Source organism: Phormidium tenue FACHB-1052 (assembly GCF_014696675.1).
Taxonomy (GTDB): domain Bacteria; phylum Cyanobacteriota; class Cyanobacteriia; order Phormidesmidales; family Phormidesmidaceae; genus Nodosilinea; species Nodosilinea tenuis_A.
Window position 1 is genome coordinate 1 of record NZ_JACJQN010000001.1, and the last position, 21,916, is coordinate 21,916.

A 21,916-nucleotide genomic window follows, 5' to 3' on the forward strand; every position below is an offset into this window, starting at 1 on the left:
CCGTCGGAGAAGGAGCCTTGACCCAGAGGGTAGATCAAGAACACGGCGGTTGCAGCAGCTACAGGAGCGCTGTAAGCGACGCAGATCCAGGGGCGCATACCCAGGCGGTAGGAGAGTTCCCACTCACGACCCATGTAGCAGAAGACGCCAATGAGGAAGTGGAAAATTACCAACTGGTAAGGGCCACCGTTGTACAGCCACTCATCGAGGGAAGCGGCTTCCCAGATGGGGTAGAAGTGCAGACCAATGGCGTTAGATGAGGGCACAACCGCACCGGAGATGATGTTGTTGCCGTACATCAGGGAGCCCGCAACAGGCTCACGGATGCCGTCGATGTCAACGGGAGGGGCGGCGATGAACGCGATGACGAAGCAAGCAGTGGCAGCGAGCAGCGTGGGGATCATCAGTACGCCGAACCAGCCCACATACAGGCGGTTCTCGGTGCTGGTCACCCACTGGCAAAACTGCTCCCACAGAGAGGCAGACTGTTGTCTTTGTAAAGTCGTGGTCATGATGAAATAAGTGCAGTTAGGTTTACTTTGTGCCCGTCCGCGAAGGACAAGCGGGGTATGTATGTCATTACATTAACCGAAATATTGCGGATTGTAAACAACCCAGGGTAGATTCCCCCCTAAAAGGAGCCGGAAATTACCCATCGGATGGCGTATTTAATCTGGCCCAAGGCTTTCGGCATGGCCCAAACCCTCTATCCACAGGTGTTTAGCCCTGTTGACCTGGTGGGGAGCAGGGATGCCTTCAAACAGTTTCAGAGCGTTACAAAAGTGGGCATGGGCTTCATTAACGTACGCGGGCTGGCAGACCAGGGTAAGGGCGTACTGGAGGTGAGCCGTAGCCAGATCACCGTGGGCACCGACTTCGTCAAGCAGGGCGATCGCCCCCCGACAATCCTCCACAGCCCCGGCCACATCACCCCGTCGATGCTGCAACCGACCCAAGCCAATCAGCGCATTGGCCTTAATTTGCAGATAGTGGCCTGCCTCTGCCGCCTGAATGGCAGCGTTAAACAGCAATTCTGCTCGATCGAGATCGCCTAGGTTGAGATAGGTATGGCCTAAAAGCTGCACAAAGAAGGCGTGGCGACCGCTTTGGCCTCGGCCCCGCACATGCTCAATGATGGAATCAGCTAAGGTTTGAGCAGTTTCCTGATCACCCTGGTATGACCGCACCAATGCGAGACAGGTGGTGGCTTTGTCGGCCCAGGGCTGGTGGCGAGTGCCGGTCGCGGTGGCGATCACCTGGCTAAACCAGGTGGCGGCAGCCTCAAGATTCCACAGATCTAAGTGATAGAGGCCAAGGCTGAGTTGAGAATCGACCACCAGCATGGTGAGGTAGTACCAGCGGTGGGTGTTGGCGTCGGGAGTTTCGGTGTGCAGGCAGGTTTGGGCGATCGCGATCGCATTCTGCTGACAGGCGATCGCCCTCTCCAAACGCCCCTGAATCCAATACAGATCGCCTAGGATGTTCGACAGCTCGCTAGCATCGGCATTCTTGGTGGGAATGTGGTCAATGATGGCGGTGATCGCATCGGTGACCGGCTGTACCAGGCCCATGCGGTAGAGGGTGCTACCCAGGGGCAAAAACTGCTGCCACTGGTTGTCGCGGCTGTGGAGAATGACCCGCGCCGCCGCGCCGTAGTCGCCAATTGCCACGTAGTGATAGTAGGCTTCAAACGCCTGAGTGGCATCGTCGAGGGTGCAGATGCGCTGGATGCGATCGCTCCAGCAGGAGGCAGCAGCGCGGTGGGCCGATTCCCACTCGGTAGACTCTTTTGAATTGGCGGCGAGCTGGGCTAAGGCTCCGGCTCGCACCACGGGATGCAGCCAGTAGCGGCCCTGGCGGCACTCTAGCAGCGATCGATTGCGTAAGGAGGTGACGATCGCCTGGTGACGCGGCGCGGGAATGTCGGCCATCAGGCACTGCACCGATTCCCAGGGAATAGTCGGCACATCTTGGTAGCGGTAGACGCCCAGGCGGCAAAACAGTCGATAGGCATCGGGGTCAAGGTCACGCAGACGGTGAATCTGGCTTTCGACCAGGTTTTTGAGATCTACCGGGCCGAGCAGATCTTGGCTGTGGGCCTGCCAGTAGAGCGCCAGGCTACCTTCAAAATCGGCCTGGACAGCCCCAGCGAGAATTTCCATCGCCTTGGCGTTGCCGCCGTAGGCGCTGTGCATGGCGGCCAACACATCCCTATGGTCAGGGATGCCTCGGTGGGCGAAGTAGGTGGCCCAGGCAGCGAGTTCTAAGCCAGGAAGACGGTAGTGGGTGATAGGAATGCCGGGTTCGCAGAGGCGATCGCGACTCGTCATCAACGTCAGCGTTTGCCCGCGAGGATCTGCCAGCACCCTCAGCAATTCTCCATAGCGGCGGTGAGCAGCGATGAACTGCCCCTGGGCATCTAGGGCGGGTTCGAGGTTGTCTATTAATATGGCGACGCGTTGCTGACGCAGGTGGCGACGCAGGCGATCGAGGGTGACGCCAAACTCACGCCCCGGCTCGACGCCAAAATCCTGGCGCAGCCATTCTTCAACCACCCACTCGACTGGAGTAATGTCAGCGGGGTCTTTGGCCATCAGCAGTTCTAGCGTGAGATCCGCCGACTGCTGCGCCAAAAAATGCTGGGCCAGGGTGGTTTTGCCGAGGCCGCCTTCGCCCTGGATGAGAATGGTGCGATCGCCTTGGGCAATCAGGGCAGTGAGGTGGGCGATCGCCTCTTGCCGTCCCACAAAGCTAGGATTGACCTGAGTAAAAACAGGCTCCTCGACAGGTAAAGCCTCGCGCTGAACCGTGGCATCCGTAAACCCAAGGGCAGCGCTGGCCCCCGACACATCAATGCCCATCTTGAGCAGCGATCGCTTCAGCGCCGATTTGAGAGTAGATTTGGTGACTTTCTCGCCGGTCACCCGTGACAACAGCCGCCACATTTGGTAGGCCACATCTTTTATATGGCCCTCGGTGTATCCGGCGGTGTTGGCAATATCGAGATACTTTTGGCCGTGCCACACCTGGTGCAAAATGGTGCGCTGCAAATCGTTCAGATGCCGTCCGGTAACGGTGAAGACAAGTCGATCTGCCAGTTCTACCGCATCTGAAGCCATAGCTGCCGGTATCCTCCACGGCCACAACTCTAGCCGAGATTTAGAGTTCTTTCATCCTCGGTGGACGGTTTCCGCCTTTTTCCGCCCCTGGACTATTGAGCGCCAGCAGAATCGCCGACCCTAACCGACCGACGACCGAAATTCCTAGAGCTACGGTGAACTTACTCAACCCTAACTTAATCCAGGCGTATCAAATATGACTACTACCCTTTTCTCCCCTGCAACGGTATTTAAGGACGATTTGGCTGGCCCCTGGTCAACCTCCCTCAGTCCCAGGCTAGCGCACCAGCGAATTGCGGCATTGACCCGGCGATATGTGACGGTGAAACATCTGCGCGATCGCCTCACCGACCTACCGCACCAGTTTCAAGATCCCCAGCCGCGCCGATGGCATCCAGTGAATTGGGCCGATGTTTCCTCCGATCAGATTAGCGGCATTAGCCTCGACACCTTCTGCGCCATTCTGCTGGGCACCATTAACACCGAAGCCCCTATACGCGGCTACACCCAGGCCAGCCGCCAATACCTGGAGCATTTCTATCCTCAAATGGCCAAGTTTGTGGGCGGCACTGTGGATGCTACCGGACACATGATCAGTCCGGGGCTTTGGGAGCGAGAAGAGAAGCGTCACACCCCTGTCTTGACCATGCTCTACCATCGTCTCTCTGGAAAACACCCCCATTCTGTCCCGCACAGCGCCAGGCCCTACACCCCCAGCGGCAACCCCCGCGCCGATCTCTACCGCCACGGACTGCACCGCATCGCCACCGAGTACGGAGCCGCATGCCTCTACCTGTGGATGATGGCCTACACCACCGGCCCCCTCCAGGCAGCGCTGGGGGAGCTAGTCATCGATGAGATCAACCACATGACCAAGTTCTGGGGTTTTGGTCGCTGGGCCTATCCCAACAGCGGTCTAGGCATGATGGCAGGCACGCTAACCCACGCGATGGTGAAAAAGTGGCGGCAGCCGCAGCTTCAGGGCAGCCTCATTCACACCCTGCGGCGCATGACGGCTGAACTCGCCTGGGAGCAGTGGAGCCTCAGCCACCGGCTCACCTTTCTCTATACCTTTGACCAGGTGATGCGGGTGCTATGGCGGTGGGAGCGATCGCTAACTCAGCCCTACTTAGAAGAGTTATTTGGCAAACGTCCTAGCCATGGTTAGAGAGAGCTGACGGGTGGGAAAAATCGCAATGCCCAACTCAGGCAAAAGCAAATGTCAAGGGCAAATGAAAATTCTCTCTGCCAAGAACTGTTGATTGTTTGAACTTATACCGTCCAGCTTATTTGTAAGGAGTATTTGAGATGGCCCAGGTAATTGATTTTGCGACTCTACCAGCAGACCTCTATACCGAAGCTCTGCCGAACCATGTGGCGGTGATCATGGATGGTAATGGTCGCTGGGCTACCCAGCGGGGCATGCCTCGCATTGCGGGCCACCGCCAAGGGGCCAAAACGGTGAAAGATCTGCTGCGCTGCTGCAAAGACTGGGGTATTGGAGCGCTGACGGTCTACGCCTTTTCGACCGAGAACTGGCGGCGACCGATGGAGGAAGTGAACTTTTTAATGCGGTTGTTTGATCGGCTGTTGCGCCGCGAACTTGCCGAAATGCAGCGCGAGGGCGTGCGAATTCAGTTTTTGGGTGACCTGTCGCCGCTACCGGAGCGGCTGCGATCGCTGATAGCAGAAGCGATGGCATTAACCCGCCAGAACCAGCAAGTGCAGTTCAACGTGGCGGTGAACTACGGCGGGCGGCAAGAGCTGGTGATGGCCACGCGCCACATTGCCCAGCAGGTCGCCTGCGGTGCCCTATCCCTAGAGCAGGTGGATGAGGAGGCTCTATCCCGCGCCCTGCTGACCTATCCTATGGCTGACCCCGACTTGCTGATTCGCACCAGCGGCGAACAGCGGCTGAGCAACTTTTTGCCCTGGCAGTTGGCCTACACCGAGCTGTACTTTACCGATCTGCTGTGGCCTGAGTTCGATCGCGCAGCCTTTCATCAAGCCTTGCAGTGGTACCAAAGCCGCCAGCGCCGCTTCGGGGGATTGGCGACAACCCCCATCGCCCAGGGATCCTAAAACAGGCATCCTTTAGAACCGGGCGCACTGGTCTTCTTTGTTGCCCCGCACCATGTTGCCGTTGCCGCTGGGGGTGGGGCGATTTTCTTTGCACTGCAAGTTGCCGTTGATGCGATTGCTAGAAACGCGCAGGCCGCCCTCGTTCTGAAAGGCCTGCAAATTGCCGCCGATGGTGTTGCTTTGGCTGAGCAGCGATCGCATATTCTCCTCAAGTTGCAGATCGCCACCAATGCGGGTGTCAGCTACCATCACGCCACCCGACTGTTTAATCTGAATGTCGCCATCAACCACAGAACGGGTGGTCACCGTCACCTGCTCGGCATTTTCGGCCTGAATGTTGCCCTCAACGCGAACGCTGCGAGCAATCAGCACAGCCCCCGATTCCACCGTGATGTTGCCCTCGACGCGGGTGCCGTTGAGAGTGCAGGTGGCATCGGCGGGCACCCGCAGGTTATCGACGGTGGTGTTGCCCAGATTGCCCCGACAGGTAAACTCATCCGCCTGGCTGGGGAGGGGGAGGGCGATCGCGCTAGACAGCCCAATTACACCCGCCAAAAGAATCTTTGCGGCTTTCATCATTGCGCTTCCTGGTTGTAGTGACTTGCAAACTACACGGAAAGACGCAGACGTGGAGCCGTTTGTTGCTGAACAAAAAAGTGAGCCAGATCTGGCTAAAAATCTGGCTCACCTGAGGGGGAATCGCTTAGAGAAAACTGTCGGTCAGCGCGGGTTGCGCTGACGCCCTAGGCCACCTCTGCAAGGGCGGGATAATCAATGTACCCTTCTTCCCCACCGCCGTAGAAGGTGTCGGGGTTGGGCTCGTTCAGCGGCGCATTCTTTGCAAAGCGCTCGGGCAAGTCGGGGTTAGCGATAAACAGCTTGCCGTAGGAAACCAGGTCGGCATCGCCGCTGGCGATCGCCGCATTACCTGCCGCCTGGTCATAGTCCCAGTTCACCATCAGCAGGCCATTGTATAGAGGCCGAAACTCTTTGGTAGGAATGGGAGTGCCGCCGTAGCGCAGGTCGGCCTCACTGGGTTCGAGCAGGTGCAGATAGGCCAGGTTGAACTGATTGAGCGCCTGGATGGCGTAGCCAAAGGTGGCTCTGGGGTCAGAGTCGGTCATGTCGTTGAAGGTGCTGCTGGGGGATAGGCGCACACCGACGCGATCGCCTCCAAACACTTCCACCACAGCCTCGGTCACTTCTAGCAGCAGGCGGGCGCGGTTTTCGACCGGGCCGCCGTAGGCATCGGTGCGGTGATTGGTGCCATCGCGCAAAAACTGGTCGAGCAGATAGCCGTTGGCCCCGTGCACCTCTACGCCATCAAAACCCGCTTCTAGCGCGTACTTGGCAGCCTGGCGATACTGATCAACAATGCTAGGAATTTCCTCTAGCTCTAGGGCTCTTGGTGTGACAAAGCGCTGCATACCCTCGTAAGTCATAGCGTCGCCCTTGGGCTGAACGGCGCTAGGAGCTACGGGCGTTGCTCCATCGGGCTGTAGCGACGGGTGCGAAATGCGACCGACGTGCCACAACTGCAAAAAGATCCGCCCGCCCTTGGCATGGACGGCCTCAGTAATCTTTTGCCACCCGGCCACCTGTTCAGCGCTGTGGATGCCGGGAGTGGCAGGATACCCCTGCCCCTGGGGCGAGACCTGACTGGCCTCGGTGATGATCAGACCAGCGGAGGCTCGCTGTTCGTAATAGGTCACATTCACCGCCTGGGGCACGTTGCCCTCCCCAGCGCGATTGCGGGTGAGGGGAGCCATCACAATGCGGTTGGGCAGGTCGTAAGCGCCAAGCTTAATCGGTGTAAACAGATTCTTCTCAGTAGACATGGAGATCTCCTTTTGTACTGCTGGAGCAGGGTATTTTGAATACTGGCAAAGACTGGATAAGGGCAAAGGGTATTTGCCCCTAAGGGAATCGGGCGTTGCTGATCAGCAGTATGATTTGCCCCCCTAGCCCCCCAATTCTGGGGGGAACCAGACGACTTCAAAGTCCCCCAAAATTGGGGGGTTGGGGGGCCGATGCAGCAACTGTTGCTTTTGCAAATTCATTCCTCAATTCAGCAACGCCGGGAATCGAAGCTGGGGAAGATTTGAATAGCGATAGGAATGGGGCAAGGGCAAACAACCATAAAGCCTTGGGATTGATTGCACCTACGCCCCTACACAGGATCGAACTGAGGCCAATCAGTCCTAGCTCAGAAATGGCTCGACGGCCTTGGAGAGGGCCGTCTTAGACACGGCCCCAACCACCTGCTCCATTTTTTCGCCGCCCATAAACACCATGAGCGTGGGAATGCTGCGAATGCCGTAGTGGGAGGCAATGCCCGGCTGCTCATCGGTGTTGACTTTGACCACCTTGAGCTGCCCTTCGTACTGCTGGGCAACCTCATCGACCACGCCCGCCACCAGGCGACAGGGGCCACACCACGGTGCCCAAAAATCGACGAGCACTGGCACGTCACTCTTTAGCACTTCGGTTTGAAACGTATCTTGGGTAATGCTGACAACTGCGGACATTGGACACCTCCGCCGACTGGCGAATTTCAGTTATTCGAAAAATTCGAACAATCAAACTATAGCGTCTCCCGTGGCATAATGCAACTATGCGACCCATTCATCATCCCAACTGCCAAGACATCGCCCTTGAAGGGGTTTTGTATGCCCTCGGCGACCCCGTGCGGCTCGAAATTGTGCAACGCCTAGCCAGCAACGATGAGCTGTCTTGCTCCGATTTGGATTTGGGAGTGGCCAAGTCAACCCTCTCTCACCACTTCAAAATTTTGCGTGAGGCTGGGGTGCTGCACTGCCGGAAACAGGGCACTCAGCACATGAATTCTCTGCGCCGCGACGATCTAGAAGCAGCGTTTCCTGGCCTGCTCGACAGCATTCTAAAAGCGGCTCAAACCCAGGTTGAGCGCTAGTTCACCCAGCCACTCCTGCATCTAGAAGCGGCTTGGGTTTGGGGATGCGGCCCTAAACGGTCTCTATTCTGGGTTCTCGAAACGCATCGACAATTTTTTTGATAAAGCTAGCTGTCGGTACGGCTAGCAGCAGCCCCAGAAATCCAGCAAACTTTGACCCGATCAGCAGCGCCAAAATAATCACCGCTGGGTTGAGGCCGGTAATGCCGCCCATCAGGCGCGGAGCCACCAAATTGTCGTTGATTTGCCCCAGCAAAAACGCTACACCCAAGACTTTTAAAGCCAGCCATACATTTTGGAAAGCTAGCAGCGTGCTGATGCCCACGACCGCCACCGTGCCGCCAAAGGGAATAACGCTGACCAAGCCAATCACTAGACCAAACAGCAGACCAAAGGGCACGTTTAGCAAAATGAGGGCTGTTGACTGGGCCACGGCCAAAATTAGCGCTAGGGTGGCCTGCCCTGAAAAATAGCCCTGAAAGCTGGGCCGTAGAGAGTTACGAATTTGCGCTTGCCAAGAGGCCGGAAACCAGCTGAGCAAACCTTCCCAAAGCGCATCGCCATTGATCACCAGCAGAATGGCCAGAACGGCGGTGATCAGCAGATTTAGGGCGCTGTCGAGGGTGCTGAGGGTAACGCTAATAGCTTGCGTGGTGGTTGCTTGCAGTGTGGTGGTGAGCTGATTGGCCGCCTGCACGGTGAGCTGATCGAGGTTGACGGGCAGGCTTTGAAAGATGGCCCGGTCTTCTAACAGCAGCAGCTGGGTTTTGGCCTGATCGATCCAGCCGGGCAGCCGTAGGGCAAAGTCGTTGAGCTGCTGCCACACCTGCGGTCCTAAAAAGACAACCAAGACAGTGGTAACTAAACCAGCCAACAGCACCACTAGAGCCACCGCCAACCCTCTGGCTAACCCTCGCTGTTCTAGCCAGTCAATGGGGTAGTCGAGCAGAAAGGCGATCAGGCTGGCGGTGATAACGATGCTGGGAATGGGGTGCAACACCCCTCCTAGTTTGTATAGCAGCCAGCCGTTGAGACAAATTAAGGGGAAGGCTAGGCCTGCGATCGCCCATCGAGGCAGTTGAGACAAAGAGACCATGGTTTACCGTTCTAAAGCCGAAATATCTAGCTCGGCTAGGGAAGTGAAAAACGCCTGCAGGCGCTGCGCTATTTTAGCCACTCCATCGGGCACATTCGACTCAATATTCAGCGGCAGCACCGGGTCGTGGAGCGACATCCGCATCATAAACCAGCCGTCTTCGTCGGGCGACTGGCAGGCAACACGCACTCCTTCGTAGGTGTTGGGCACCACCGCCCAATCGGTCTGGGTGGCAACAAAGTCTTTGAGCTGATTCATGACTTCAGCACCACGGCTCTGGGCATTGGCAGCCAGAATTGTGAGCCGATACTCCTGGCTGTCGTGGGGGTCTTGCAGCGTGGCAATTAGGTCGGTGAGGCGTTTGCCGGTGAGGCGGGCTTTGGCCAGTTCGACCAGCAGTTTGCTGACCAGGTAAGCGCCATCGTCTAAGAAGTAGTTTTCTTTCATGGCCCCGTGCCCCGAGGCCTCGATCGCAAGCCAGCTAGGCTGACCGCTCTCGTTGAGCCGAATCGCCTCGTTGATCACATTCTTATAGCCCCGCTTAAAGCGATGGTGAATGCCCCCCAGGTCGCCTTCAATAAACCGGGTGAGCCCATCGGAGGTGGTGGAGTCGGTGACGATGGTGGTGCCGGGGTGCTCTTGCAGCACGATCGCAGAGATCAGCGCAATTAAACGGTTGCGGTTGAGTTCGCGCCCGTCGGCGTCTACCGCTGCGCCGCGATCGACATCAGTATCGAAAATTAGGCCAAAGTCGGCCCCCTGGGCGACTACGGCTTGGCAGATCGAGGCGATCGCCGCTGCATCTTCAGGGTTGGGCACGTGGTTAGGGAAGGTGCCATCGGGGTCGAGGAATTGGCTGCCGGTGGTGTCTGCTCCCAGGGGTTCGAGCACCTGGCTGGCGAAAAAGCCGCCCGCCCCGTTGCCCGCATCGACAATAATTTTGAGCCCGTGCAGCGGTCGGTCAAAGTTGTCGGGATGGTTCACCGACTGGCGGATTTTCTGCACTAAGCCCGCCGCGTAGGCACCAATCAAGTCGCGGCTCTCTACTAATCCGGGGGCTGTCGCTGTAGAGAAATTGCCCCGCTCAGCCAATTCTAAAATGCGCGAAATATCCCCTTTGCCGAGACCACCCTGGCGAGTGAAAAACTTGAGGCCGTTGCGGTTGAAGGGCAGATGGCTGGCGGTCATCATAATCGCGCCGTGGCAGCTAAACTCGGGCAGCACGGTGGCCATAAACATAGCCGGGGTCGAGGCCATGCCCACATCCATCACCCGACAGCCCAGGGAGGCCATGCCGTCGATCACGGCCTGCATTAGGGTGGGGCCAGAGAGGCGGCTGTCGCGACCGACAGCGATCGCCAATTCTGCCGCTGGCAGGCCTAACTCTGAAGCAAGCCAGGTGGCAAAAGCTTTGCCCAGAATGGTGGCCACGTCAGGGGTGAGGTTCACAGCTTGACCCGCCACCCCCTCTAGGGCAACGCCGCGAATGTCGGAGCCGTTTTGCAACGCGGCCCAGTTGATGGATGTGGTGGATGGGGGCATGGGGGGCGATCGCTCCTGCTGTCGTCCCCTTCACCATAGAAGCAGCCCCCGGTTTCCGCCGATTTCTTCAGCTTTTTTGCACCTGATCGCTAAGTTCCAACCCATTCAAGCAGCTTCCCTTAAGGAAGCCACTAAACTTAAAACAAGCCCATCGGTAACTGCTATGGTCGCCTACTCCCAACCCTGGACTACCCGCGATCTGGCCGCCATGCCCGACGACGGCGGCTGGAAGCGCTACGAAATTATTGACGGAGAGCTCTACGTGACCCGTGCCCCCCACATTCGCCACCAGGGTACAGCCGGAAAGCTGCATGTACGTTTAGAAAACTGGTCTGAGCAGACGGGGTTGGGCTCTGCATTTCAGGCTCCGGGGGTCGTTTTTACCCCTACAGATGCTGTGATTCCTGATGTGGTGTGGATTAGCCAAACACGTTTAGCCGATGGGGTAGACGATGCGGGGCATCTCATTGTGGCCCCAGAGCTGATGGTGGAGGTGCTTTCCCCCGGCGACCTCAACGAGCAGCGCGATCGCGAAGTTAAGCTCAAACTCTATTCCCGCTACGGGGTGCAGGAATATTGGATCGTCAACTGGCAACTCAAAACCCTGGAAATCTATCGTCGCGCTGAAGCCCAGCTCCAGTTGGTCGGTACGCTCTTGGTTGACGACACGCTATCGTCTCCGCTACTGCCAGGCTTCAGTACTCCCATGGCTGAGTTCTTTCGCTAAGTCAGCACAGCCTCAGTAGGTCGAAAGCAAATTCTCGCAAGGGAGCTAGCCCACCCTGCGGGAAGCAAGCTACGCTCTTAATTCCTCTGCCCAGCTGGAAGCAGGACCTTGAACAGGAATTGTATGGGTTAGGAGTCTATTGAATGATTTTGAGCGACAGCATGGTTTAGCTTAGTGCCTGTGACGGTCATCAAAGCTCGAACCAAACGTTCTGGCTCCAATGGCTTGGTGACATGGTTCGCAAAACCACTCTTGATCGATCGCTGGCAATCTTCCTCTCTGGCATAGGCAGTGAGGCAGATCGCTGGAATCTGTCCCCCTTTTGTAGCCGGTAGGGCTCGTACCTGCTGGATCAGAGCATAGCCATCCACATCAGGCATCGCAATATCGCTGACCAACACATCTGGTTGAAACGACTCCAAACTGGCTAGCACTTCTGATGCGGAGGCAACCGCCAGAACTTCTGCTCCATATTCAGTCAGTAATACCGTCAATAGCTCACGGGCATCAAGTTCATCATCGACGGCCAGCACTCGAATTCCGGCAAGATTGAGTTCCTGCTGTGGCACCCCATCTGCCGGTTGAATTGCCGGGGTAACATTCAGGAGGGGCAATCTAACGGTAAAGGTAGCTCCAAACCCGTCACCGGGGCTTTCGGCTGTGATTGTGCCATTGTGAGCTTCAACCAACTGACGAACAATGGCTAAACCTAGACCTAACCCGCCGTATTGGCGCGTAATCGAGGCGTCCTCTTGCCGGAAGGTCTCAAAAATATGGGGAAGAAACTCTGGGTTGATCCCTTTGCCGGTGTCTTTTACAGTAATTTCTGCTTGATGGCCAACCCTTTCCATATAGATGTCAACCTGGCCGCCCTGGGGAGTAAATTTGATAGCGTTGGACAATAGGTTCCAGACAATTTGCTGTAAGCGCGCAGCATCACCAGACACTTGCCCAATATTGGGCAACATTGAATGTAGCGAAATTGATTTAGCGGCAGCGTTTGAGCTAACTGTTTCGATCGCCGATTTAATGACAAACGATAAATTGACAGAATCGACATTTAAGCTGAGTTTGCCGCGCAGGATTTTGGCAATATCCAGCAGGTCGTCAATCAACTCGGTCTGCAATTTGGCATTGCGTTCGATCGTCGCCAGCGCTTCAGCCGTTTTAGCGTCATCAAGCTTCCGCATTTGCAACAGCTTTGCCCAACCCAGGATGGGATTCAGCGGCGATCGCAACTCGTGGGAAAGCACGGCCAGAAACTCATCTTTGATGCGGTTGGCGCGTTCAGCCGCTTCCCGCGCGGCTTGCTCTTGCTGAAAGAGCTGTTCGCGTGCGGCCTCGGCTCGCTTGCGATCCGTAATATCGGTCAACATACCCAGGTAGCCCGCAACTTCACCCGTTTCGCGCTGTAGGGCGGTCGCAGTGCCTTGAATCCAAGTTACTTTGCCTTGCGGCGTTTGAAAGCGGTATTCAGCCGCAAACACCTGGGCATTTTGAGCCGCTTGATACCATACGTCTGCAACCCGCTCTCGATCGTCGGGGTGGAGCGCAGACACCCATCCTGTGCCTTGAGCGGCCTCGAGTGACATGCCTGCCATCTCACACCAGCGCTCGTTGACATAGAGGCAGTTGCCGTCTGGATCGGTCATAAAAATGCCAACCGGGGCGTGACTGGTGAGGGTGCGGAATCGAGTTTCACTCTCGCGTCGTGCTTCCTCCGCCTGTTTGCGAGCGGTGATATCCATCACCGTGCCAATAAACCGCAGCGGCTTCCCAACCGCATCAAAATAGGTTTGCCCTTTGGCAGCAATCCAGCGTTCAATCCCATCTTGAATGCCGATGGTTCGATATTCTGCGTCATAGCTGCCGCTGCTGGCCGGGTTAAAGGACCACTGCACGACCTGTTCTAAGCGTTCACGATCAGCAGGATGCAGTCCCTCAAAAAAGATCTCTACGCTGCTCTCTGCTTCTGGCGGCAACCCAAACATCGCTTTGCAACCCGCATCCCAGGTGAGTTGGTTGGTGATCAGATTCCAGTCCCAGGTGCCCAGCTGGGCAGACTCGATCGCCATGCGGAGGCGGTCTTCACTCTGGCGCAGAGCGGCTTCGGCCTGCTTGCGCTCGGTCATATCGCTATGCACACCGACCCATTCTCGAATCGCGCCATTTTTCTCAAACACGGGCACGGCTCGCACAGTCATGTGACGATACACGCCGTCATGTCGGCGCAAGCGATGCTCAAATTCATAAAGGCTACGGTTCTCTAAGGCAATTGACCAGGCTTGAGTGGTGGCTGCGCGATCGTCGGGATGCACGGCGTCGAGCCAGCCCCAGCCTTTCAATTCGTCGAAAGTTTGCCCGGTGAAGGCGCTCCAAGCGGGTTGCGGGGTCTTAAACTCGCCCCGATCGCCTAGCTCATTCCAGATGATTTGAGCGGTGGCTTCGATCAGCGATCGGTAACGCTCTTCACTGGCTTGTAAAGCGGCTTCTGTCTGTTTCCGCTGACTGACATCCTCAAACAAAATGGCAATTTTTCGGCTTTCGGGTTGCCCGATGCGGAAGGTTGACACATCAAACCACCGACCCAACGCTTCCGAATAGTTTGCGTAACGGGCAGGTTCCCCCGTCAGGGCAACCCTGCCATAGAGGTCGAGCCAGTACTGTTCCAGTTCTGGGTTCAGCTCGCGGCCTGTTGTGCCCTGGGCATCTTTCAACCCTGAGTGCTTTTCAAAAGCTGAGTTGATTTCTAACAAGCGGTAATCGATGGGCTGATTGTCTGCGTCAAACAGCACTTCAGCTATGCAAAAGCCTTGATTCATATTCTCAAACAGGGCGCGGTAGCGCTCCTCCGAGAGCCGCAATGCTTCCTCGGCTTGTTTGCGCTCTTCTTCGATGCGCACGCGATCGCTAATGTCGATCACAGAGCCGATGTAGCCCTTAAACTCCCCGTCCTCACCAAACCAGGGACTGGCTGCGTCGATCGCCCAGCAATATTCCCCATCGTTGCGCCGCAAGCGATACTCCAACCGGAAGGCGGCGTGACGTTCGGTTGCCTGTAAGAAGATGTGTTTGGCGGATTCGCCGTCGTCGGGGTGCACGGCATCGAGCCAACCCAGCCCCAAACCGGTCTGCTCCGTTTGTCCAGTGAAGTCGTACCAACCCCGGTTGAGATAGGTACAGTAGCCCGTGGAGTCTGTCACCCAAATCATCACTGGCGCATTGTCTGCCATATGACGAAAGCGTTCTTCACTCTGACGCAGCACTGCTTCTGCCTCAATTCGTTCCGTAATCTCTTCACAAACGGTGCTGATGCCAACCACCTCGCCGCTCACCTTTAAGGGCAGAAAATGTTCTAGCCAGGTGCGCTGTACGCCAGGTTGCGCTGGCGTTTCACCCTGAATTTTGACATTGAGCAGCGGTTCTCCCGTTTTCAGAATCGGCTGTAGCAGTTGCTCGATCGTATCTCCCAGTTCGGGGAACAGGTCCCGCACCGTATGCCCAATATGGGCGTCAACTGGTAGTCCGTTGATGTCTGCTAGCTGTTGATTGATCCGCACAAAGCGGAGGTCTGTATCTAGAACATTCAGGCCAATCGGGGCAGACTGATAAATCGCTTCGATTTCTGCCAGCTGTCGCTGCAACAAGGCCTTGCTGCGCTTGATGTCATCAATGTTTGTAATGGTGCCAATCCAGCTGGTGATTTGGTTTTGACCGTCACGGGTCGGAATGGCCCTGCAGATAAACCACTGATACTCCCCGTCCCAACGGCGAAAGCGGCATTCAGTCTCAAATGGTTCTCCATGGGCGATCGCCTCTTGCCACTGCGCTAAAGTGCGATCGCGATCGCTGGGGTGAACGGCATTGGCTTTCGGAATGCCGATCGACTCGGCTTCACTCATTCCGGTGTATTCGTACCAGCGCTGATTTCGATAGGTGACAATTCCAGCAGCATCGGCGGTCCAAACCATCTGCGGCATGGCTTCCGCTAGCTCTCGGTAGCGCTGCTGGCTGGCTTTGAGTTCAGCGGCATCCTGACTGCGCTCTGTGATGTCTAAAAAGGCTCCAACAACCCCTCTAATTTGGTTCTGCTCATCTCGCAGGGGTGTGGCATAGGAAAGTAGCTGATGTACCTTGCCATTTGGCAGCAGAATGTCAAACTCTGCGTCTCGCACCTCTACCCCCAGCCGGGCAGCCATCTGCATCGGCAAATCAGCCACAGGAATTTCCTGACCGTTTTGAAGCACCCGATAGGCAGGTTGCTGATCGGCAGGAGCGCTCTTGGAAACATTGCTGTCAGGGCTAACGCCGAGCAGCTGCCGCAGGTAGGCATTGTTGTGCATTTGGGCACAGGTAGGGTCGGTGGCGATCGCAATTCCCACCGGCATGATGTCTAACAGGCTTTGGAGTTCAGCAACCCGGTTGGTCAAATCTTGGTTGAGCTGTTGAACCGCTGTCTCTTGTCGCTGCAAATTGGCCACAGTCTGGTTCAATTGCAACTCTAGCTGCCTGTGCTCCGTCACATCTCGCCAGGAGGCAACAAAGCCATCCTTCAGTTTGGCGGCGCGAATATCAAACGCTCGAATTAGCTGCTGTTTATCGTCATCGCCATAACTATCCTCGTAAACGAGGGAGTCTTTAATCAACGGTTCAGCCGTCTCAACGACCTGGCAATATTCCTCAAACAACCCCGACTCGCGATGGGCGGGCAGCATCTCGCATAACCCTCGACCAAGCTGCATTTCTTTGGTCATCCGGTTGTTTTCACAGGCGGCTTGGTTGAGATAGTCGATGCGAAAGTCTACAATCTGCCCCGACTCGTCTCGCTGGGCCGAGAAGATGCCAAAGCAGTCCAGCATATTTTCAACCGATGTTTGAAACTGCTCCTGGCTGCGCTGTAGTTCCCGGCGTAGCTCAGCGTTTTCGATCGCGTCTCGCATGGCCAGGCGCAAGTCCTCGGGCGTCATGCGGTCTTGCACCAAGTAGTCTGCGGCCCCCTGTTTGAATGCCCGCACGGCTAGCTCCGCATCATCGCGGTCAACCACGACGATGGGGGGGCAGCGATCGCCCATTTGCTCCTGCAAGAGCCGCAGCACCGTGACGCTACTGGATTGTGGACGGTGAAGGCCCAGCAGAATGCCATCCACCGCCTGCGATGCCGACAGCATCCACGCGGAGGGCTGATACGGCTCCGACAAGATGCTGTACTCAACACTCCTATCCTGCTGTAATTGCTGCCTGTAGCCTTGGTCCCCTTCCTCTGAGTCAGCAATGACAAGAAGTGTTCGGTGAGTGGGCATGTAGAAACCTAACCTGCAAAGTAACGTGAAGCGAAGCTACAGAGTTTGAAATATTTTGGGTAGAAAAAATATTCTAAATATGAATCAAATATGAAAAAAGTTATCAAATACAGCGATTCCAAGGAAGAACCTGCTCAGACATTATCACTGTGACCGCTTCCCTAGTACCCCTCCCATAGAACCCTGAAGCGCGGGGTCTTAAAAATTATACTCATTGGGTCTCAGGAATAGGTGAGTAACGCCTATAAATGCTCCTACTGTTGTCCCCTTCACCATAGAAGCAGCCCTTGACTTCTGCCAATTTCTTCAGCTTTTTAGCACCTGAGGCTGATGGTATGGACGATGGGGACACCTCATTGTGGCTCTAGAGCTATGGTAGAGGTGCTTTCCTCGGTGATCTGAACGAGCAGCGAGATAGAGAAGTTAAGCTCAAACTCTATTCCCGCTACGGGGTGCAGGAGTATTGGATTGTTAGCTGGCACCTCAAAACCCTGAAAATTTATCGTCGCGCCGAGGCTCAGGTTCAGTTGGTCAGGACGCTATTGGAGGGTGACGCCCTAAACTCTCCGTATATTGCCAGGTTTTAGCACCCCAATGACTGAGATTTTTCGCTAGTGCTGGGTGGCACTATTAACACCACCATTCAGATTGAAGTACTGCAATATGAATAGGCTATCCGTGAGCTAACCGCTGGAATACTTACGCCCTTGAGGATTAGTTAAGTGAAGTCTTTCTGAACTTGGGTAATAGCCTGGTGAAAAACATCTGAATGAATCCAGCCGACAAAACCCCCAAAAACCATATTTCCTTTTTCATCTGCAATAAATACATGATCTACACCTACAGGATTTTTCCAAGTTTTTACCACTGAGCCATCACAAAGCTGAAACTGTGATACTGCACGGTTAAAATCCCGCCTATGGGCTTGAGTCATTCCTGGCACTTGATTCAGAATACTTATAACTTTCTTTGTGATATTAGACGTGGATCTTTGACTTTCAGCTTCCTGCTTGCAATCCTGTGAATCATCTACAGGGGTTTGATATCCGTTGCCTTCACAATATTCCTTGAGAATTTCGTATGACTCATTAATCTTCTGCAACCTTTGATGAGCGCGTTTCTGTAAATTAGAATTGCCATGAAATCGATCTGGATGCCAAATCTGAACTAGTTCCTTGTAAGAGGTTCTAATTTCGTCCAAGGAAGCACCTGGCTTAAGTTCAAGAACTGCTAAGTGTTTATGAATATTTTGATTGTCCATATTTCAATTACTTTTTTAAACACGAAAATGTTGCATCAACATCCACGCAATTGGCGAACAATGCCTAAAATCTCACCTCTTCCAACGAGAGCACCAAAATGCGCCAAAACAACCGAGTTGTAGCTTGACTCAAAATCCTCTAATTTGGAAATAGATGTTACATACAAGTGTTGTCCTCCCAAAGAGTGACTTAGATGATAGGTGTAGTAACCGTCTCTTAATTGGCTAACAAAAATAGCATTTTCAAAGTCCTTCCTTGACAATCTTGCAGGGCCGCAAAACTGGCATCTTAGCAAAGCATCACGCAGTTGATTAAGATCGTGAATCATAGGCTGACTAGTAAATGGATCTTTGTCTGTAAACAAGTGCCAAACACTTTGCTCAGAGTTTGGTGTTTGTCTAGTCACATAATTTGCAAAATGCTCACAGTTGCGGTGGCCTAAATGGTAATCGATTCCTGTGGTCATCTGATTAATTCGCTCTAGTATAGATTGCTCACTTGCTCCAGTACGTTTTTCTAGAGTAATATCTTGAATTTCTCCATTACTCCCTAACCACTTGTACTCTGTTTCAACTTTAGAAAGAATTTTTCTTTCAACGTGTCCCTTGCCGCCCATCCACGACATTCCATCCCAAGGCCCCCAACCGACCGTTTCTCCATTGCCAACATAGACAAAGAAATGACGGGTATGAGCAAAAAGTGGAACTGATAAAATGTCCCCGACTTTAAGGTGCATAAGATCCAATTGCCACGCTAGTAGTTTTCTGATCTACGTTGATTTAGGCGGCGATGTAGATAATATTAGGTTCTGGTAGCGGTTCGTCTGTAGCTTCATAGGCAATTACAAGCGATTCTAACGCTTCATATCCATTGGTGGCCGCTTCGGCATAGGTGTCTCCGTGGGTTCGCCATTTCTGGCCTGGAAAATCGGGAAAACCTACCAGGAAGCTTTGATCTTCTTCAGACCATTGAATAACCATTTGATATTTGAGAGGGTTAGTCATGCTCTTGACTCCTTATTGTTTGAATTGCGTTATTAACTTCCTTTTCTTGATAGGGCTTAGCATCTGCACTATCTTTACCAGAAACAGTGATTTTGCCAGGATAGAGAGGATGTGTCCAGTTGGTATGGCTACCCTTGCCAGGAACTTCTTGAAACCCGGCCTGACGTAACTTCCGCTTTAACTCCCGGATTTTTTGAGGCATGATGTCTTGCTACTTCGCCTTTGCCTCCAACGTCTCCAGCCGACTCTTCAAATCCTGATTCGATTTCTTTAAGTCATCCAGCTCTTGGCGCAGTTTTTCTACCGCTTTGTCTTTGCCGATCGCTTTCTGAACATCCTGCACCGCTTCCTGAGCGCGGCGGCGCACCCGACCATCGGGGGTATGATCGGCCAGGCTTTGCAAAATGCCCATCGCCCGCCCAGTTTCGATGCCGCTCAGGCCCGACACCGCCGATACCTGGGTGAGGAAGAACGGTTCGCTGGCAATGGTCTCCAGTCGATCCAAGATGCGCTCTACGTTGGATTTGCTCTGGCCTTTAGAGATCACCCCCAGGGAGCGAATGGCCGCCAGTCGCAGGGCTTGGGGAGTGCCGGGTTCGGTGTACTTGAGCAGCAGATCCAGCGCCTCTTCGGAGGATTTGAACTGGCTGAGGGCCGCGATCGCCCCCGACCTGACCGTCTCATTCCACCCCTGTCGCTCTTTGAGAATGCTCTCTAGCAGCTTGAGAGTTTTCTTGTCTTTGGCTTTGCCCTCCAGGTCAGCCGCGCCCACCTTGCCGAGGGAGCGAATGGCAGCAGCTTCGACGTAGTAGCTGGGGTCGCCTTTTTCGGCGATCGCCTTCAACGCTTTATAGCTCTCAGCAGTCTTGATGTCGCCCAGGGCTTCCACCACGGCGCGGCGCACGCGGGCTTCGGGGTCGTCGAGTCCTTTGAGCAATCCCTCGACGGCTTGATCAAGCTTCACCGAGGCCAGTTGCTCGGCCACTTCGGCCCGCACGCCCCAGAAGGGTTCGTCGGTGAGGGCTTCCGTGAGGGCGGTGACGGCTTCGAGACTGCCTTTTTTGGCCAGGGCGATCGCCGCCTCAATCCGTGAGAGGGAGTCGGGGTCGTGCTTGAGCTGCGCCTTGAGTTCCGCCACTGGATACTCTAGCTCGACGGTTTTGAGGTAGTGGTTGTCGATATCAAAGCTAATAAAGTCGGGCTTTTTGTCGAGGGGAAAGAACAGCGCCTGCTCCCGCTCGTGGATGCGCACGGTGAAGGGTTTGACCTCGACCTTGCCAGATTTCCCCTTGCCCACAAACCCGAAGCCGATCGGGATTTTTAGATCGAACAAGCCACTAGTGCTACTGGTGTCGCCGTCTTTGGCCTGGGTTTGGGTGACGGTGACCTTGGCCAGGTTGCTGTCGCCATCCCAGCTGTAGGCGACTTTGTAATCGGGGTGGCCGCCGCGCAGCACGTACTGGTCAAACAGGGGCCGCAGGTTGCGCCCGGTGGCTTTGTCGATCGCTCGCAGCAGGTCAATGGTTTCCACGGTGCTGTGGGCGTTGTCTTGCACAAAGGTGTGAATCGCCTTCCAGAACAGGGTGTCGCCCAGCTCGGCGCGAATCATGTGGTAGACGCAGGCCCCTTTTTCGTAGATGTGGCGGTCATACAGCTCGATCGCCTCCCGATACACATGGGTGACCATGGGGCGACGGTAGCGGCTTTTATCTTCGTTGAGGTAGCTGCGGGCTTCGCCCAGGCGGTAGTAGGCGGCCTCATCTGCGCCGTACTCCTGCTCGGTCCACATCACTTCAGAGTAGGTGGCCATGCCCTCTTTTACCCAGGCGTGGCTCCAGTGGTTGATCACCAGCAAATCCCCAAACCACTGGTGAGCTAGCTCGTGGACGACCAGGGATTCAGAACCGCGATTGTCGATCGCAGCGCGTTCATCCAGCAGGCAGCGATCGGTGAGAATGGTCACCGATGTATTTTCCATGCCGCCAAAGATGAAGTCGGCGGCGCACACCTGGGCATACTTGGGGAAGGCGTAGCGGTAGCCGTACTTTTCGCTGAGGAATTCCACCATGCGGGGCGTTTTGCCCATGGTGAGCTGGCCCTGGTCTTTGCGGCCTTTCTCGACGTAGTAGGTGACGGGGATGTCTTGCCACTGGTCTTGAATGACGTCGAACTCGCCCACCGCTAGGGCCATCAGGTAGGTGGGGTGTACCTGCTGCTGGTGCCAGTGATAGATCTTGTGGTCGTCATCTTCGGTCGTGTTTACCAGTTCGCCGTTAGAGACGACCTGGTAGGCAGCGGGCACCCGCACTTTAATCTCTGAGGTCGAGAGCATACCGGGATAGTCGAAGCAGGGAAACCAGAAGCGCGAGTCTTCGTCTTCGCCCTGGGTCCACACCTGCACGGGTTTGTCGGGGTAGTGCTTGTCGGGGCCAATGAAGTAGATGCCGCGCTCGGGTTGCACCAGGCGATAGGCGATCGCCACTGTAAAGCTCTGGCCTGCGATCGTGGGCTTCTTCAGCCGCACCACCAGTTGCTCGCCGTCGTAGTCAAAGTCTTGCTTGGCGGTGCCCACCTTCACCGACTCAATCTGCTGGTTCACCGCATCCAGCGTCAGACTTTCAACGCCGTCGCGCACGGGGTTAATGCGAATTTTGCAGATGCCTTCGCAGATCTTCCGCTCCAGATCGAGGCTGAGGTCTAGGGCAATGTGCTCGACCTGGCCAGGGCGATCGGGGTTGTAGTGGGGTTTAGCCCCCGGCATTTCAAACGACTTGTGGCCGTTGTTGTCGGTCTGCAAGCTTTCGATCTGAAACGTGCGGCGGGCGGTAGACATGGGCGCAATAAACCTTTTG

The 21,916-nt window shown here is 55.3% G+C and carries 18 protein-coding genes; 5 read left to right on the forward strand and 13 right to left on the reverse strand.

All coding sequences use genetic code 11. From position 1 onward, the window contains the following. Positions 1–512 (reverse strand): photosynthetic reaction center family protein (locus tag H6G07_RS00005; protein WP_479684952.1); only part of this gene is annotated, 512 nt, incomplete at its 3' end. 156 nt (positions 513–668) lie between these two features. Beyond that, positions 669–3,119, reverse strand: coding sequence for a helix-turn-helix domain-containing protein (locus H6G07_RS00010; RefSeq protein ID WP_073608856.1), 2,451 nt, complete (start codon positions 3,117–3,119; stop codon positions 669–671). 196 nt (positions 3,120–3,315) lie between these two features. Between H6G07_RS00010 and H6G07_RS00015 the strand changes: the two genes are divergently transcribed. Continuing rightward, positions 3,316–4,287, forward strand: a complete 972-nt coding sequence (locus H6G07_RS00015; RefSeq protein WP_073608855.1) for a hypothetical protein — start codon at positions 3,316–3,318, stop codon at positions 4,285–4,287. Between the two features lie 140 nt (positions 4,288–4,427). Continuing rightward, positions 4,428–5,201, forward strand: a complete 774-nt coding sequence (uppS, locus tag H6G07_RS00020; protein ID WP_073608854.1) for an undecaprenyl pyrophosphate synthase — start codon at positions 4,428–4,430, stop codon at positions 5,199–5,201. A gap of 12 nt (positions 5,202–5,213) precedes the next feature. Here uppS and H6G07_RS00025 read toward each other — a convergent pair whose 3' ends face one another. The 3 genes from H6G07_RS00025 to trxA form a co-directional block, all read right to left on the reverse strand. Continuing rightward, on the reverse strand, positions 5,214–5,777 hold the full coding sequence (locus H6G07_RS00025; protein WP_084173220.1) for a bactofilin family protein: 564 nt from the start codon (positions 5,775–5,777) through the stop codon (positions 5,214–5,216). 167 nt (positions 5,778–5,944) lie between these two features. Further along, positions 5,945–7,039, reverse strand: coding sequence for an alkene reductase (locus tag H6G07_RS00030; RefSeq protein ID WP_073608852.1), 1,095 nt, complete (start codon positions 7,037–7,039; stop codon positions 5,945–5,947). 363 nt (positions 7,040–7,402) lie between these two features. Then, complete coding sequence (gene trxA / locus H6G07_RS00035; protein WP_073606994.1) at positions 7,403–7,729, reverse strand: thioredoxin; 327 nt, start codon at positions 7,727–7,729, stop codon at positions 7,403–7,405. Positions 7,730–7,815: 86 nt separating this feature from the next. Here trxA and H6G07_RS00040 point away from each other — a divergent pair, with 86 nt between their 5' ends. Beyond that, complete coding sequence (locus H6G07_RS00040) at positions 7,816–8,133, forward strand: ArsR/SmtB family transcription factor (protein ID WP_073606993.1); 318 nt, start codon at positions 7,816–7,818, stop codon at positions 8,131–8,133. Between the two features lie 52 nt (positions 8,134–8,185). Here the strand turns inward: H6G07_RS00040 and H6G07_RS00045 are convergent, their stop codons facing one another. Then, positions 8,186–9,229 carry an AI-2E family transporter gene (locus tag H6G07_RS00045; RefSeq protein WP_073606992.1) on the reverse strand — a complete coding sequence of 348 codons (1,044 nt, stop codon included), beginning with the start codon at positions 9,227–9,229 and terminating at the stop codon, positions 8,186–8,188. Between the two features lie 3 nt (positions 9,230–9,232). Continuing rightward, entirely contained in the window at positions 9,233–10,771 is a 1,539-nt protein-coding gene (locus H6G07_RS00050; protein ID WP_073606991.1) for a phosphomannomutase/phosphoglucomutase, read from the reverse strand. 163 nt (positions 10,772–10,934) lie between these two features. On the opposite strand from H6G07_RS00050, the gene H6G07_RS00055 reads away from it, so the two are divergent. Next, the gene (locus H6G07_RS00055; RefSeq protein WP_073606990.1) at positions 10,935–11,498 is read left to right on the forward strand and encodes a Uma2 family endonuclease; all 564 of its coding nucleotides are present in this window, start codon (positions 10,935–10,937) and stop codon (positions 11,496–11,498) included. Positions 11,499–11,626: 128 nt separating this feature from the next. On the opposite strand, the gene H6G07_RS00060 is transcribed toward H6G07_RS00055, so the two are convergent. Continuing rightward, entirely contained in the window at positions 11,627–16,666 is a 5,040-nt protein-coding gene (locus H6G07_RS00060) for a PAS domain S-box protein (protein ID WP_073606989.1), read from the reverse strand. A 584-nt stretch (positions 16,667–17,250) separates the two neighbouring features. On the opposite strand from H6G07_RS00060, the gene H6G07_RS00065 reads away from it, so the two are divergent. Next, the gene (locus H6G07_RS00065) at positions 17,251–17,385 is read left to right on the forward strand and encodes a PDDEXK family nuclease (RefSeq protein WP_244901900.1); all 135 of its coding nucleotides are present in this window, start codon (positions 17,251–17,253) and stop codon (positions 17,383–17,385) included. Between the two features lie 131 nt (positions 17,386–17,516). On the opposite strand, the gene H6G07_RS00070 is transcribed toward H6G07_RS00065, so the two are convergent. Genes H6G07_RS00070 through H6G07_RS00090 form a run of 5 tightly spaced genes read right to left on the reverse strand, consistent with a single transcriptional unit; the run spans position 17,517 to position 21,897 of the window. Then, positions 17,517–18,059 carry a J domain-containing protein gene (locus H6G07_RS00070; RefSeq protein WP_073606988.1) on the reverse strand — a complete coding sequence of 181 codons (543 nt, stop codon included), beginning with the start codon at positions 18,057–18,059 and terminating at the stop codon, positions 17,517–17,519. A gap of 35 nt (positions 18,060–18,094) precedes the next feature. Continuing rightward, complete coding sequence (locus tag H6G07_RS00075; RefSeq protein WP_073606987.1) at positions 18,095–18,796, reverse strand: lecithin retinol acyltransferase family protein; 702 nt, start codon at positions 18,794–18,796, stop codon at positions 18,095–18,097. A 43-nt stretch (positions 18,797–18,839) separates the two neighbouring features. Next, on the reverse strand, positions 18,840–19,064 hold the full coding sequence (locus H6G07_RS00080) for a type II toxin-antitoxin system HicB family antitoxin (RefSeq protein ID WP_073606986.1): 225 nt from the start codon (positions 19,062–19,064) through the stop codon (positions 18,840–18,842). Further along, the gene (locus H6G07_RS00085; RefSeq protein WP_073606985.1) at positions 19,057–19,266 is read right to left on the reverse strand and encodes a type II toxin-antitoxin system HicA family toxin; all 210 of its coding nucleotides are present in this window, start codon (positions 19,264–19,266) and stop codon (positions 19,057–19,059) included. Before H6G07_RS00085 ends, H6G07_RS00080 begins: the two co-directional genes overlap by 8 nt. A 9-nt stretch (positions 19,267–19,275) precedes the next feature. After that, positions 19,276–21,897: a M1 family metallopeptidase gene (locus tag H6G07_RS00090; RefSeq protein ID WP_073606984.1), complete on the reverse strand. Its 2,622-nt coding sequence runs from the start codon at positions 21,895–21,897 to the stop codon at positions 19,276–19,278. Positions 21,898–21,916 lie beyond the last annotated feature (19 nt).

What these genes read in the sequence shown, in the direction of transcription:
- H6G07_RS00010 (WP_073608856.1), bottom strand. Translation starts at nt 3,119, where the DNA reads ATGGCTTCAGATGCGGTAGAACTGGCAGATCGACTTGTCTTCACCGTT.
- H6G07_RS00015 (WP_073608855.1), top strand. Translation starts at nt 3,316, where the DNA reads ATGACTACTACCCTTTTCTCCCCTGCAACGGTATTTAAGGACGATTTG.
- H6G07_RS00045 (WP_073606992.1), bottom strand. Translation starts at nt 9,229, where the DNA reads ATGGTCTCTTTGTCTCAACTGCCTCGATGGGCGATCGCAGGCCTAGCC.
- H6G07_RS00055 (WP_073606990.1), top strand. Translation starts at nt 10,935, where the DNA reads ATGGTCGCCTACTCCCAACCCTGGACTACCCGCGATCTGGCCGCCATG.
- H6G07_RS00085 (WP_073606985.1), bottom strand. Translation starts at nt 19,266, where the DNA reads ATGCCTCAAAAAATCCGGGAGTTAAAGCGGAAGTTACGTCAGGCCGGG.
- H6G07_RS00050 (WP_073606991.1), bottom strand. Translation starts at nt 10,771, where the DNA reads ATGCCCCCATCCACCACATCCATCAACTGGGCCGCGTTGCAAAACGGC.
- H6G07_RS00070 (WP_073606988.1), bottom strand. Translation starts at nt 18,059, where the DNA reads ATGGACAATCAAAATATTCATAAACACTTAGCAGTTCTTGAACTTAAG.
- uppS (WP_073608854.1), top strand. Translation starts at nt 4,428, where the DNA reads ATGGCCCAGGTAATTGATTTTGCGACTCTACCAGCAGACCTCTATACC.
- H6G07_RS00040 (WP_073606993.1), top strand. Translation starts at nt 7,816, where the DNA reads ATGCGACCCATTCATCATCCCAACTGCCAAGACATCGCCCTTGAAGGG.
- H6G07_RS00090 (WP_073606984.1), bottom strand. Translation starts at nt 21,897, where the DNA reads ATGTCTACCGCCCGCCGCACGTTTCAGATCGAAAGCTTGCAGACCGAC.
- H6G07_RS00075 (WP_073606987.1), bottom strand. Translation starts at nt 18,796, where the DNA reads ATGCACCTTAAAGTCGGGGACATTTTATCAGTTCCACTTTTTGCTCAT.
- H6G07_RS00025 (WP_084173220.1), bottom strand. Translation starts at nt 5,777, where the DNA reads ATGAAAGCCGCAAAGATTCTTTTGGCGGGTGTAATTGGGCTGTCTAGC.
- H6G07_RS00060 (WP_073606989.1), bottom strand. Translation starts at nt 16,666, where the DNA reads ATGCTGTCGGCATCGCAGGCGGTGGATGGCATTCTGCTGGGCCTTCAC.
- trxA (WP_073606994.1), bottom strand. Translation starts at nt 7,729, where the DNA reads ATGTCCGCAGTTGTCAGCATTACCCAAGATACGTTTCAAACCGAAGTG.
- H6G07_RS00080 (WP_073606986.1), bottom strand. Translation starts at nt 19,064, where the DNA reads ATGACTAACCCTCTCAAATATCAAATGGTTATTCAATGGTCTGAAGAA.
- H6G07_RS00030 (WP_073608852.1), bottom strand. Translation starts at nt 7,039, where the DNA reads ATGTCTACTGAGAAGAATCTGTTTACACCGATTAAGCTTGGCGCTTAC.